Consider the following 13,486-nt stretch of genomic DNA (forward strand, 5'->3'; position numbering starts at 1 on the left):
GTCGGTGGCGACCCGTAGGCTGGTCCGGCTATGACGAAGCCATCCCTCCCCGAGCTCCTGCACGCCGCCGTCACCGCCGTGGGCGGTCGGGAACGGCCCGGCCAGGCCGGCATGGCCGAGGCCGTCGCCGAGGCGATCGACGACGGCTCCCATCTGCTGGTCCAGGCCGGCACCGGCACCGGCAAGTCGCTCGGCTACCTCGTACCGGCCCTGGCGCACGGGGAGCGGGTGGTGGTCGCGACCGCGACGCTGGCCCTCCAGCGGCAGCTGGTCGAGCGGGACCTCCCGCGCACGGTCGACGCGCTGCACCCGCTGCTGCGCAGGCGGCCGGAGTTCGCCATGCTGAAGGGCCGCTCCAACTACCTGTGCCTGCACCGCCTCCACGAGGGCGTCCCGCAGGACGACGAGGAAGGGCTCTTCGACCAGTTCGAGGCGGCGGCCCCCACCAGCAGGCTGGGGCAGGACCTGCTGCGGATGCGGGACTGGGCGGACGAGACGGAGACCGGCGACCGCGACGACCTGACCCCGGGGGTCTCCGACCGTGCCTGGAGCCAGGTGTCGGTCTCCTCGCGCGAGTGCCTCGGGGCGTCCAAGTGCGCCTACGGTGCGGAGTGCTTCGCGGAGGCGGCACGGGAGCGGGCCAAGCTCTCCGAGGTGGTCGTCACCAATCACGCCCTGCTGGCGATCGACGCGATCGAGGGCGCTCCCGTGCTGCCCAAGCACGAGGTGCTGATCGTCGACGAGGCACACGAGCTGGTCTCCCGGGTGACGGGGGCGGCCACCGGCGAGCTGACCCCGGGCCAGGTCGGCCGTGCGGTGCGCCGCGCGGCGAAGCTGGTCGACGAGAAGGCCGCGGACGCCCTCCAGACGGCCTCGGAGTCCTTCGAGCGGGTCATGGAGCTGGCGCTGCCGGGCCGGCTGGAGGAGGTGCCCGAGGACCTGGGGTACGCCCTGGCGGCGCTGCGGGACGCCTCGCGGACGGTGATCAGCGCCATCGGGGCCACCCGGGACTCCTCGGTGCAGGACGAGGACGCGGTGCGCAAGCAGGCCCTGGCCGCGGTGGAGAACGTGCACGCGGTGGCCGAGCGGATCACCCTCGGTTCGGAGTACGACGTCGTGTGGTACGAGCGCCACGACCGCTTCGGGGCGTCGCTGAGGGTCGCCCCGCTGTCGGTGTCGGGGCTGCTGCGCGAGAAGCTCTTCGCGGAGCGGTCCGTGGTGCTGACCTCGGCGACGCTGAAGCTGGGCGGGGACTTCAACGGTGTCGGCGCCTCGCTGGGCCTGGCGCCCGAGGGGACCGGCGGGGACGAGGTCCCGCAGTGGAAGGGCCTGGACGTCGGCTCGCCGTTCGACTATCCCAAGCAGGGCATCCTCTATGTGGCGCGCCATCTGGCGACGCCGGGCCGGGAGGGCTCCCGCGGTGACATGCTCGCCGAGCTGGGTGAGCTGGTGGAGGCGGCCGGGGGGCGCACACTGGGGCTGTTCTCCTCGATGAGGGCGGCACAGGCCGCCGCGGAGGAGCTGCGGGGGAGTTCGGACCGGCCGATCCTGCTCCAGGGCGAGGAGACCCTGGGCGAGCTGATCCGCCGCTTCGCGGCCGATCCGGCCACCTGTCTGTTCGGCACCCTGTCCCTGTGGCAGGGCGTCGACGTGCCGGGGCCGAGCTGCCAGCTGGTGGTGATGGACCGCATCCCGTTCCCGCGGCCCGACGATCCGCTGATGAGCGCGCGGCAGAAGGCCGTGGAGGAGGCCGGGGGGAACGGTTTCATGGCGGTCGCGGCGAACCATGCGGCGCTGCTGATGGCGCAGGGTGCGGGGCGGCTGGTCCGGGCCACGGGTGACCGGGGTGTGGTGGCGGTGCTGGACCCGCGGCTGGCCACGGCCCGGTACGGCGGCTATCTGCGGGCCTCGCTGCCGGACTTCTGGTACACCACGGACCGGAACCAGGTGCGCAGGTCGCTGGCCGCGATCGACGCGGCCGCCGCGGCGGACGGGCGGTAGGGCCGCCTCCCGGGGAGGCCCTGCCCGCTCCATGGGGGGGCGGCCACCCTGGGCAGGGAGCACGGCATGGCGGGGCCCCGGGACCGGCGCAGGTGGTCCCGGGGCCCGGTCGGTGCCGGTGGGTGTCACACCCGCCGGAGGACGGCCACCACCTTGCCGAGGATCGTGGCCTCGTCGCCGGGGATGGGCTGGTAGGCGGCGTTGTGCGGGAGGAGCCAGACGTGCCCGTTCTCCCGCTTGAAGCGCTTCACCGTGGCCTCGCCGTCGAGCATGGCGGCGACGATGTCCCCGTTCTCGGCGACCGGCTGGCGTCGGACCGTGACCCAGTCCCCGTCGCAGATCGCGGCTTCGATCATCGAGTCGCCGACGACCTTGAGGACGAACAGCTCGCCGTCGCCGACCAGCTGACGGGGGAGGGGGAAGACGTCCTCCACGGACTCCTCCGCCAGGATGGGGCCGCCCGCGGCGATCCGCCCGACCAGCGGCACATAGGAGGCGGCCGGCTTGCCGGTGGTGTCCGTGGTCTGGGTGCTGGGCTGGTCCGAGCCGCGGACCTCGTAGGCGCGGGGGCGGTGCGGGTCGCGGCGGAGGAAGCCCTTGCGCTCCAGGGCCATCAGCTGGTGCGCCACGGAGGAGGTGCTGGACAGGCCGACCGCCTGGCCGATCTCGCGCATGGACGGCGGGTACCCCCGGCGCTGCACGGAGTCCCGGATGACCTCGATCACCCGGCGCTGGCGGTCGGTGAGACCGGAGCTGTCCGCCCTGATCCCCGGAGGCCGCCCGGGCAGGGAGCGGCTGGGCTTGGGCCCCTCCGGGCTCGTGAGTCCGTCGTTCATGGCATGCACCGGCTCGTATCGGTTCTGGGAGCGGTCCTGAGCAGTGATGGTCGCGGCACTGTCAGCAGTCGTGGTCACGTCGGCCCCTCTCGAATGGTCTCCCTAGCTGGACAACGGTAGTTGGTTTCGAAAGGTTGCGCCAAACACACGTTCGAGTGAAAAACCCGGATTTTCCTGTGCGCTGCCGCCGCCTGGGTGTATGTGCGAACACTCCGCGTGTCCGTACGGGTGCGCCGTCTACGGTAGCCTTCGCGGCCGTGGGCCGGTCCGCCCTCCGCGCCGTGTCGCCGCCCCCCGCCCGGGTCCCGCCCGTGTTCCGGGCCGGGCGCGGCGCCCGCCCCGAGCGGAGGCCGCCGTCGGCCCGGATGTGCCGGGCCCGGCGGGCGCCCGGAAGGACGCGCCGGGCTCCCATGACCGGCCAAACCCCAGATCTAGTGGTTGGATTGGTCCCGCCGCCCAGAAGTTGTGGTCCCCCGGTCCGTCAGGGCCTTCGGCATCGCCTATGCTGGGGACTGCTTCGGGGGGTTCGGCAGGCCGTCCGGGCCGCTGTGTCGTGCTGTGTGAGGAGGGGTTGGGAGCCATGCACTGTCCCTTCTGCAGGCACCCCGACAGCCGGGTCGTCGACAGTCGGACCACCGACGACGGCACCTCCATCCGGCGCCGCCGGCAGTGCCCCGACTGCTCCCGCCGCTTCACGACGGTCGAGACCGCGTCACTCATGGTGGTCAAGCGCAGCGGCGTCACGGAACCCTTCAGCCGTACCAAGGTCATCTCCGGCGTGCGCAAGGCCTGCCAGGGGAGACCGGTCACCGAGGACGCACTCGCCCAGCTCGGCCAGCGGGTCGAGGAGGCCGTGCGCGCCACCGGCAGCGCCGAGCTGACCACCCACGACGTGGGCCTGGCCATACTCGGCCCCCTGCAGGAACTCGACCTCGTCGCGTACCTGCGCTTCGCGTCCGTCTACCGGGCCTTCGACTCGCTCGAGGACTTCGAGGCCGCCATCGACGAGCTCCGCGAGGAGCGGCCGCCCGCCAGGGAGTGCTGCGGGGGCGGGGCCGTCGAGGTGCCGGAGCCCGCAGGCGCCGCCGACTGAGCGAGGCGGCCGGACGGGTGGAGCCCGCCCCGCGGGATCCCCGGCCGGCCGAGGCGGCACATGACCTGCTCGGGGCGCAGCCCAGCGGCGCACCGAGCACACGAAAGAACCTGTGTCCTGGGAAGATCTGGGCACATCAGGGCGTTTTTGCCCACGTATGGGAGGCGGCATGACCGAGACGACGAGCGGCCCCGCACGAGGGTCCCGCACCAAGGGGACCAAGGCGGCCAAGGGGCTGCGCATCGAGCGCATCCACACCACCCCGGGAGTGCACCCGTACGACGAGGTGGCCTGGGAGCGCCGTGACGTCGTCATGACCAACTGGCGCGACGGCTCGGTGAACTTCGAGCAGCGCGGCGTGGAGTTCCCCGACTTCTGGTCGGTGAACGCGGTCAACATCGTCACCAGCAAGTACTTCCGCGGGGCCGTCGGCACCCCGCAGCGCGAGACCGGCCTGAAGCAGCTCATCGACCGGATCGTCAAGACCTACCGCAAGGCCGGCGAGGACCACGGCTACTTCGCCTCCCCCGCCGACGCCGAGATCTTCGAGCACGAACTCGCCCACGCGCTGCTCCACCAGATCTTCAGCTTCAACTCCCCGGTCTGGTTCAACGTCGGCACGCCCCAGCCCCAGCAGGTCTCCGCCTGCTTCATCCTGTCCGTCGACGACTCCATGGAGTCGATCCTCGACTGGTACAAGGAGGAGGGCATGATCTTCAAGGGCGGCTCCGGCGCCGGCCTGAACCTCTCCCGCATCCGCTCCTCCAAGGAACTGCTCTCCTCGGGCGGCAACGCCTCGGGCCCGGTCTCCTTCATGCGCGGTGCCGACGCCTCGGCCGGGACGATCAAGTCGGGCGGAGCCACCCGCCGCGCCGCCAAGATGGTCATCCTCGACGTCGACCACCCGGACATCGAGGCCTTCATCGAGACCAAGGTGACGGAGGAGGAGAAGATCCGCGCCCTGCGCGACGCGGGCTTCGACATGGACCTGGGCGGCGACGACATCACGTCCGTCCAGTACCAGAACGCCAACAACTCGGTCCGTGTGAACGACGCGTTCATGAAGGCCGTCGAGGCCGGCGGCACCTTCGGCCTGCGTGCCCGGATGACCGGCGAGGTCATCGAGGACGTCGACGCCAAGTCCCTGTTCCGCAAGATGGCCGAGGCCGCCTGGGCCTGCGCCGACCCGGGCATCCAGTACGACGACACCATCAACCACTGGCACACCTGCCCCGAGTCCGGCCGGATCAACGGCTCGAACCCGTGCAGCGAGTACATGCACCTGGACAACACCTCGTGCAACCTGGCCTCGCTGAACCTCATGAAGTTCCTCAAGGACGACGGTGCGGGCCACCAGTCCTTCGAGGTCGAGCGCTTCGCCAAGGTCGTCGAGCTGGTCATCACGGCGATGGACATCTCCATCTGCTTCGCCGACTTCCCGACCCGGAAGATCGGCGAGAACACCCGCGCCTTCCGCCAGCTCGGCATCGGCTACGCCAACCTGGGCGCCCTGCTCATGGCCACCGGCCACGCCTACGACTCCGAGGGCGGCCGGGCCCTCGCCGGGTCGATCACCTCGCTGATGACCGCCACCTCCTACCGGCGCTCCGCCGAACTCGCCGCGGTGGTCGGCCCCTACGACGGCTACGCCCGCAACGCCGCGCCGCACCAGCGCGTGATGAAGCAGCACGCCGACGCCAACACCTCGGCGACCCGCATGGACGACCTCGACACCCCGGTGTGGGCCGCGGCCACCGAGGCGTGGCAGGACGTGATCCGCCTCGGTGCGAAGAACGGCTTCCGCAACTCCCAGGCCTCGGTGATCGCCCCGACCGGCACCATCGGACTGGCGATGTCCTGCGACACCACCGGCCTGGAGCCCGACCTGGCGCTGGTGAAGTTCAAGAAGCTGGTCGGCGGCGGGTCCATGCAGATCGTGAACAACACGGTCCCGCAGGCCCTGCGCCGCCTGGGCTACCAGCCGGAGCAGATCGAGGCGATCGTCGCCCACATCGCCGACCACGGCAACGTGGTCGACGCCCCCGGGCTGAAGACCGAGCACTACGAGGTCTTCGACTGCGCCATGGGCGAGCGCTCCATCTCCGCGATGGGCCACGTCCGGATGATGGCCGCGATCCAGCCCTGGATCTCCGGCGCGCTCTCCAAGACGGTCAACATGCCGGAGTCGGCGACCGTCGAGGAGGTCGAGGAGATCTACTTCGAGGCGTGGAAGCTCGGCGTCAAGGCCCTCGCGATCTACCGCGACAACTGCAAGGTCGGCCAGCCCCTCTCCGCCAAGACCAAGGAGAAGGAGAAGGCCGAGGTCACCGCCAAGGCCGAGGAGACCATCCGGTCCGCGGTCGAGAAGGTGGTCGAGTACCGCCCGGTCCGCAAGCGCCTGCCCAAGGGCCGCCCGGGGATCACCACCTCCTTCACGGTGGGTGGGGCCGAGGGCTACATGACGGCCAACTCCTACCCGGACGACGGCCTGGGCGAGGTGTTCCTCAAGATGTCCAAGCAGGGCTCGACCCTGGCGGGCATGATGGACGCCTTCTCCATCGCCGTCTCCGTCGGCCTCCAGTACGGCGTGCCGCTGGAGACCTACGTCTCGAAGTTCACCAACATGCGCTTCGAGCCGGCCGGGATGACGGACGACCCGGACGTGCGGATGGCGCAGTCGATCGTCGACTACATCTTCCGCCGCCTGGCGCTCGACTTCCTGCCCTTCGAGACCCGCTCGGCGCTCGGCATCCACTCCGCCGAGGAGCGCCAGCGCCACCTGGAGACCGGCTCCTACGAGCAGAACGACGACGTCGACCTCGACGTCGAGGGCCTCGCCCAGTCGGCCCCGGTCCAGCGGGAGACCGCACCGCAGACGGCGAGCGTCCCGGCACCGGCGCAGGCGCACACCTCGGCCGAGCTGGTCGAGATGCAGCTGGGCATCAGCGCCGACGCCCCGCTCTGCTTCTCCTGCGGCACCAAGATGCAGCGCGCAGGCTCCTGCTACATCTGCGAGGGCTGCGGCTCCACCAGCGGCTGCAGCTGACACGGGGTGCCCCGAGGGGCTGCCGTCCCGCGTGAGGCGGGGAGACCTTCCCGGGTCTCCCCGCCTCACGGCGTGCTCGTCGGCTCCGCCGGTACCCGCGGCGGTGGGCGGGCGCGGCCCGCTGGGGCGCGCGGCCGACGCGAAGGGGGCGACGGCCTCGTGCCGTCGCCCCCTTCGTGCGTCCCCGCGGTCTCCGCCGCCCTGGTTCAGCGGCCCATCGCGCGCAGGAAGCCCTCCGGGTCGGCGTCGTGACCGCGCAGCACCGGCTGGAAGGTCCAGGCGCCCCCGGCCGAGCGGCGGAACTCGCACACCACGGCCGCCGTGGAGCCGGACACCGAGGAGAAGTCCTCGGCGGCCAGCTCGCGGTGGTCCTCCTCGACGCTCAGCCCGACATGGGCGATGTCGCCGAACACCCGCCGCCCGTCCCGCTGCTGGATCACGACGCCGACGACCACCCGGCCGTACACGGGCGCCATGCGGTCGAACTCCAGCGTCAGCACCTCGTCGTCGCCGAAGCCCTGCCCGGTGTCGCTGTGGCGGTTCAGGATGATCGTCCCGTCCGGCGACCGGCTGTCGAAGTGCACCACGTAGGCCGGGTCTCCGCTCTCGCCGGACCCCTCGTACATCCCTGCCACCAGATCCAGGTCATGGGGCGCCTCGCCCCTGGGACTCGGGTCCCACCGCAGGGACACCTCTGCCTTCCGGACGCCCTTGCTGAGGCTGCTCACCGGATCTCCTCCCCGTCGTCGCGCCGCCTTGTGCAACTGCTCTGTTCCCTGAGCAGGTTGACCGTAGCCGTTCGAAGGCGGGTGGTGCGAGCCGCCTTCCGCCGGTCCGGCGGCAGGCGCCCGTAGGGCCGACGACCTGCGGTGTCCGGAAACGAGCGGTGCCCGGGCGGGCCGGTGCCGGATGCCGAAGGGCCGGGAGGTCGCCCGGTGCACGGACCGGCGCACCGGTGCACACGGGGACGGCAGTGCCCGCGGACCGCAGCCGCCCCCGGCGCCCGCGCCGTACGATGGCGCGGTGCTGGTCAAGTGGAGTCGCTGCACCGTGGTGGACCGACGCGGGTTCGAACGGGGGCAGCGCAAGTGGGCGGGGCTGCCGGGCGAGCCCGGCTTCCGGGGGCAGGGCGGCGGCTGGAGCCGACTGCGGCCGAATGTCGCCCATGTCGTCTCCTTCTGGGAGAGCCGCCCCTTCTACGACTCCTTCATGGCCCGGTCGTACGACCGGCTCGCGGCCGCCCAGGCGGGCACCTTCAAGGAGGCCCAGGCCACGCTGTTCTCCTACCGCTTCGACGTGAAGACGGGCTTCGAGCCACGCTTCTCCGACGCCGACGTGCTGCGGGTGGCGCACTGCCGGGTCCGCGAGGACCGGGTGGAGCACTTCGCCCTGATGCAGGAGAAGGTCTGGAACCCGGCCATGGCCGGATCGCCCGGGATGCTGCGGGGGCTCTTCGGCGAGGCGCCCGGCAACGAGTTCCTGATCATGTCCCTGTGGCAGTCCGCCGCCGAGCACGGCAAGTACCGCCAGGAGCGGATAGAGCGGCTGCTGCTGAGGGCCAGGACCCAGGCCGACGTGGCGGCGATGACCGGCGACGTCGTGGAGCTCGAACCCTCCTGGACGGTCTGATCCGTCCGGGCGGCGCCCGCGGGCCCCGTCCGCCCGCGGGCGGTCCCGTGGCGTGCGCGTAGGGTCGGTGTATGGCACGACCGCGACGTATCGTCCTCGTCCGCCACGGCGAGTCGGTGGGCAACCTCGACGACACCGTCTACGAGCGCGAGCCCGACCATGCTCTGCGGCTGACCGAGCGGGGCCTCGCCCAGGCGCAGGAGACCGGCGAGCGGCTGCGGTCCCTGTTCGGCGGCGAGCGCGTCAGCGTGTACGTCTCCCCGTACCGGCGCACCCACGACACCCTCCGCGCCTTCCGGCTCGACCCGGCACTGGTGCGCGTCCGGGAGGAGCCGAGGCTGCGCGAGCAGGACTGGGGCAACTGGCAGGACCGCGACGACGTGCGCCTCCAGAAGACCTACCGGGACGCCTACGGGCACTTCTTCTACCGCTTCGCGCAGGGAGAGTCGGGGGCGGACGTGTACGACCGGGTGGGGGCCTTCCTGGAGAGCCTGCACCGCAGCTTCGACGCCCCCGACCATCCGCCGAACGTCCTGCTGGTCACCCACGGGCTGACCATGCGGCTGTTCTGCATGCGCTGGTTCCACTGGACGGTTGCCGAGTTCGAGTCGCTGGCCAACCCGGACAACGGCGAGACCCGGGTGCTGGAGCTGGAGGCCGGGGGCCACTACCGGCTGGACCGGCCCTTCGAGCGGTGGTGCACCCCGCGCTCGTACGGCGCCACCGGATAGGGTAGGGGGAAGATGATCGCTGATTCCTCTCGCGAGCGGCGCTTCACCCGCGCCCTGGACAGCCTGCGCGGGCTGTCCGTGGGAGACGCCCTGGGCTCCCAGTTCTTCGTTCCCACCCACTATCCGCTGCTCAGACGGCGGGAGCTGCCACCCGGCGACTGGCAGTGGACGGACGACACGGAGATGGCCGCCTCCGTCCTCGCCGTGCTCCACCGCCACGCACGCATCGACCAGGACGCCCTGGCCCGCTCCTTCGCGGAGCACCACGACTTCGACCGCGGCTACGGACCGGCGGTCAACCGCATGCTGCGGCTGGTCCGCGAGGGCGGCGACTGGCGGGAGCTCTCGGCGGCCCTGTTCAAGGGGCAGGGCTCCTGGGGCAACGGCTCCTCCATGCGGATCGCGCCGCTCGGCGCCTGGTACGCCGACGACCCGGAGCAGGCCACCCACCAGGCCGAGATCTCCTCGTACACCACCCACCAGCACCGGGAGGCCGTGGTGGGGGCCATGGCTGTGGCGGCGGCCGCGGCGCTCGCCGCCGATCCCGCAGGCCCTCCCTCGCCCGAGGCGCTGCTCGACGGGGTGATCGCGCTCGTCCCGCGCAGCGCGGTCGGCGCGGGGCTGCGGCGGGCCCGGGACATGCTCGACTACGACGATGCCGCAACGGTCGCCGCGGTCCTCGGCAGCGGCCGCCGGACGAGCGCGCACGACACCGTGCCCTTCGCCCTCTGGTCGGCCGCCCGGGCTCTGGGCGACTTCGAGCGGGCCTTCTGGACGACGGCGGGTGTCGGCGGGGACGTGGACACCACCTGCGCGATCGCCTGCGGGGTCGTGGCCGCGGGAGCGGCGGGGGCACCGCCGCAGGCGTGGACGGAGCGGACCGAGCCGCTGCCGGACTGGCTGCCGGCCCGGCCCGGCTGAGCCGACGGGCGAGGGCGGCGGGGCCTGCCCGGGTCCGTGGCCACCGGAGAGGTGGTGCGCGGTGGCGCCCGTACGGGGCGGCCCCGCACCGGCGTGGTCGACGGCCCGGCCGGTCTCCGCCGCCCTCTCGGCGCGCATGGGCGGGGAGCACGGGACCGGAAGTGGCGGGTGCCGGGGCTGCCGGTGGCAGTCCCGGTTGCTCCCCGGTTCCGGTGCCGCCGCTTCCGTGACGCTGATCCGCCGTCATTCTCGGCTGAGCGGGGGAGGTTTGCCACACCGAGCGGCTTCGGTCGCAAGATCTTCCGGGCTCCGTGTGCGAGAGGCAGAGAGGCGGCGAGGGCCGGGTGCCGGACCGGGCCGGCCATGGACGGGCCGCCTCACCGCTCCGGCCGTGCACGGAGGGGCAGGGTTCGCGGACGCGAGGACGCTCCCCGTACGGGCGTGACGCGCTCCTCTCTCCGGCCGCCTCCAGGGGGCGGGTCGCAGGGGTTCTCCTCCGCCAAGTCGGTTGCTGTGCAGGGGGGTCCGGGACACGAGGGAGTGTGGCGCGGGACCAGGAGCCAGGCGCCTGCGCTACCGGCCAGTAGAGTTTCCGGGGCGCGAGGCCATGTGCGAATGCGAAGGCGTGGCCGTCGGGGATACCCCGGACCGGCCCGGCGGGATCCGGAGGGGGCGGGTCCGGTGGGGGCCGCCCGGCGGCACGATGTCCCCCGGCCGGGCCGGGGGAGCGGTGCAGCCGGTGTGGCCTGCGACGCAACCGTGACCCGGCGTCGCGGATCGGGGCGGGAACCGGGTGTCGCCGCACCCGCTCGCAGGCGTACCCTTGCTGGCGCCATGCCGTACGAACCACCCACCCACACCGTCGAGCGGTCGATCCGGGCCACCACCGGAGTCAGGATCGTCGCGGGCGTCGACGAGGTGGGCCGGGGTGCGTGGGCCGGCCCCGTGACCGTCTGTGCGGCGATCACCGGACTGCGCCGCCCGCCGCCAGGCCTCACCGACTCCAAGTTGATCACTCCCAAGCGCCGAGCGGAGCTTGCCGACCGCTTGGAGTCGTGGGTCACCGCCCACGCCCTCGGGCACGCCACGCCCGCGGAGATCGACGACCTCGGGATGACGGCCGCCCTGCGCCTCGCCGCCGTGCGGGCGCTCGACGGCCTGCCGGTGCGCCCCGAGGCCGTCATCCTCGACGGCAAGCACGACTACCTCGGACAGCCGTGGCAGGTGCGTACGGTGATCAAGGGCGACCGGTCCTGTGTGGCGGTGGCCGCGGCCTCCGTGATCGCCAAGGTGCGCAGGGACGCCATGATGGCCGAACTGGGCGAGGAGTTCGGCGTCTTCGGCTTCGCCGACAACGCCGGGTACCCCTCGCCCGTGCACAAGGCGGCTCTCGCGGAGCTGGGGCCCACCCCGCACCACCGGCTGTCCTGGGCCTACCTGGACGGGCTGCCCCGGTGGCGCCACCTGAAGAAGGCGCGCCTCTCGCCCGAGGCGGCCGCACTGGCAGACGGGGGCCAGCTCGGCTTCGACTTCTGAAACCTGCCCTGCGAGCGCAGCCGGGTCGCACTCCTGTGCCCACCCGCCGATGCCCATCCCGCCCGAGTTTGATAGACAACCACTCATGCCTCTCACCCCCGAGGAGCCTCAGATTCACGAGAAGGCCAAGGGTCCCCGCGCCACTCCGGCCGCCGGCCGCACCGCGCCGACCCCTCGACCCGTACCCGGTCCGCGTTCCGCGGCCTCACCGCGTCCCGGGCATCCGGGCCCCGGTCCGGCCCGGCCCGCCCCCTCCGCGCAGCGGCCCTCGCCGACCGCTGCGAGGAAGCCCGCCCCGCCCGGCAAGGGCGACCGCCCCGGGCCTCAGATCCAGCTGGTCGCCGCCACGCCGCAGGGCGCCGTCGAGGCCGCGGACGAGGCCGTCGACCTGCTGCTCGACTCGGGCAGGACGCCCGGCGACGTCCTGGTGCTCACGACCGGCGGGCAGCACCCGTGGGCCGAGCACGAGCTGTCCTTCGGCGAGTCCGCCTACTGGGCGCAGGGCGACGCCCGTGAGGACGTGTTCTACGCTGCCGCGGACGGCATCGGGCGCGTCGGTGCCCGCCCCGTGGTGGTCGTCGCGGTCAACGGCGGGTCGGACGAGGCCGCGGCCCGTGCGCTGCCGGCCGCCCTGGCCAAGGCGTCCGCCCTGCTGGTCGTCTGCGGCGACCCGGCGCGCATCGACAAGGCGCTGGGCGCCCGGGCGTGACGCGCCCGCGCGCCCGGGCACGGCCGTCGGGACGACTCCTCGGCCGTGCCCGGGGGCCGGGTATGCCATGCGCCCCCGCGCGTGCTCCGGAGGTCCGAAACCCTCCGCCGACCGGCGGTAGCGGGGCCCGGGCCCGGATGCCGGGGAGGCGTCAGCGGGCGGCCGTGCGGCGCAGGGCCTCCGAGGCGCCCCCCGCGCTGCGCAACGGGGCCGGATCCGCCTCCAGCATGCTGTCGGCCAGGCGGCCCGGTGCGGAGGCCGAATGGGGGTGCCGTCCCCCGCGGCCCTCGCCCAGCACCTGCCACCCGCCGCGCGTCAGCGTGATGTAGGCGCCGCAGCGCAGGCCGTGCAGGGTGCAGGCGTCGCGCAGCCCCCACATCCAGGCGCCGTCCTCCTCCGTCCACCGTTCGTCCCCGTCGCGGCAGTACAGCAGCACGGCGGTGCGGACCGGCGTCCGGCGCCGGAGGTCGTGCGGAATGACGCGGCGCAGATGGGCCAGCAGGGAGTTGCGGAACTCCCAGCCGTCCGCGGGGGAGGGCTGGTGGGTGAACGAGGCACTGGCGGACAGGCGTTCTTCGTGGTCGAGCACGGCGATGACCGCCGTCGACTGCGAGGGCCGGTGACGTGCGTGCAGCCCGCCGACCACCTCACGGGGGTTGCGCAGCAGCGGAATCTCCGCCGCCGCCCACTCTGCCGGTTCGAGTATCCGGACGAGGCGACTTGCGGTGCCGGCCGATGCGGTGATCGTAGAGGCTGCGGACGGAGCGAATCCGAAGGTCACGGTCCTCCCTTCGCATACGCGCCCACAGGAGCGGGCAGGGTCGGGTGAGGGCGCACCGCAGCAGGGCCCTTCAGGACCGAAACGGACCCGAGCGGGGAGCAGTTCAATTCTTCCTGCCGCATGAGCATGCGGCAACGAGCAATTTGGCGTCGCCGACGGGAATCAGTGGGTATGTGACTGATATCCCTGCCCACTCACCGTCC

The 13,486-nt window shown here is 72.7% G+C and carries 11 protein-coding genes; 8 read left to right on the forward strand and 3 right to left on the reverse strand.

Annotated elements, in window-relative coordinates; genetic code table 11:
• The first annotated feature begins 30 nt into the window (after positions 1–30).
• Positions 31–2,001 carry an ATP-dependent DNA helicase gene (locus ACGF15_RS10795; protein WP_345613852.1) on the forward strand — a complete coding sequence of 657 codons (1,971 nt, stop codon included), beginning with the start codon at positions 31–33 and terminating at the stop codon, positions 1,999–2,001.
• Between the two features lie 125 nt (positions 2,002–2,126).
• On the opposite strand, the gene lexA is transcribed toward ACGF15_RS10795, so the two are convergent.
• Positions 2,127–2,915, reverse strand: a complete 789-nt coding sequence (lexA, locus tag ACGF15_RS10800) for a transcriptional repressor LexA (protein WP_256525617.1) — start codon at positions 2,913–2,915, stop codon at positions 2,127–2,129.
• A gap of 502 nt (positions 2,916–3,417) precedes the next feature.
• Between lexA and nrdR the strand changes: the two genes are divergently transcribed.
• Together nrdR and ACGF15_RS10810 are read left to right on the forward strand one after the other, a co-directional pair.
• A complete protein-coding gene (gene nrdR / locus ACGF15_RS10805; protein ID WP_345613853.1) occupies positions 3,418–3,930 on the forward strand; it encodes a transcriptional regulator NrdR in 513 nt (170 codons plus the stop codon).
• Between the two features lie 169 nt (positions 3,931–4,099).
• Entirely contained in the window at positions 4,100–6,976 is a 2,877-nt protein-coding gene (locus tag ACGF15_RS10810) for a vitamin B12-dependent ribonucleotide reductase (RefSeq protein WP_392797811.1), read from the forward strand.
• A gap of 206 nt (positions 6,977–7,182) precedes the next feature.
• Here ACGF15_RS10810 and ACGF15_RS10815 read toward each other — a convergent pair whose 3' ends face one another.
• Positions 7,183–7,704, reverse strand: coding sequence for a TerD family protein (locus tag ACGF15_RS10815; RefSeq protein WP_345613855.1), 522 nt, complete (start codon positions 7,702–7,704; stop codon positions 7,183–7,185).
• A gap of 295 nt (positions 7,705–7,999) precedes the next feature.
• On the opposite strand from ACGF15_RS10815, the gene ACGF15_RS10820 reads away from it, so the two are divergent.
• The 5 genes from ACGF15_RS10820 (at position 8,000) to ACGF15_RS10840 (ending at position 12,502) form a co-directional block, all read left to right on the forward strand.
• A complete protein-coding gene (locus ACGF15_RS10820; protein ID WP_345613856.1) occupies positions 8,000–8,605 on the forward strand; it encodes a YdbC family protein in 606 nt (201 codons plus the stop codon).
• Positions 8,606–8,676: 71 nt separating this feature from the next.
• Positions 8,677–9,336 carry a histidine phosphatase family protein gene (locus tag ACGF15_RS10825; protein ID WP_345613857.1) on the forward strand — a complete coding sequence of 220 codons (660 nt, stop codon included), beginning with the start codon at positions 8,677–8,679 and terminating at the stop codon, positions 9,334–9,336.
• Positions 9,337–9,348: 12 nt separating this feature from the next.
• Positions 9,349–10,257 carry an ADP-ribosylglycohydrolase family protein gene (locus ACGF15_RS10830; RefSeq protein ID WP_345613858.1) on the forward strand — a complete coding sequence of 303 codons (909 nt, stop codon included), beginning with the start codon at positions 9,349–9,351 and terminating at the stop codon, positions 10,255–10,257.
• 834 nt (positions 10,258–11,091) lie between these two features.
• Positions 11,092–11,793, forward strand: coding sequence for a ribonuclease HII (locus ACGF15_RS10835; protein WP_362611979.1), 702 nt, complete (start codon positions 11,092–11,094; stop codon positions 11,791–11,793).
• An 85-nt stretch (positions 11,794–11,878) separates the two neighbouring features.
• Positions 11,879–12,502 carry a hypothetical protein gene (locus ACGF15_RS10840; RefSeq protein WP_392797816.1) on the forward strand — a complete coding sequence of 208 codons (624 nt, stop codon included), beginning with the start codon at positions 11,879–11,881 and terminating at the stop codon, positions 12,500–12,502.
• A 151-nt stretch (positions 12,503–12,653) separates the two neighbouring features.
• Here ACGF15_RS10840 and ACGF15_RS10845 read toward each other — a convergent pair whose 3' ends face one another.
• Positions 12,654–13,283: a hypothetical protein gene (locus ACGF15_RS10845; protein WP_392797819.1), complete on the reverse strand. Its 630-nt coding sequence runs from the start codon at positions 13,281–13,283 to the stop codon at positions 12,654–12,656.
• Positions 13,284–13,486: the final 203 nt, after the last annotated feature.

It is taken from the genome of Streptomyces sp. NPDC048001 (assembly GCF_043203115.1).
Lineage (GTDB): Bacteria > Actinomycetota > Actinomycetes > Streptomycetales > Streptomycetaceae > Streptomyces > Streptomyces sanyensis.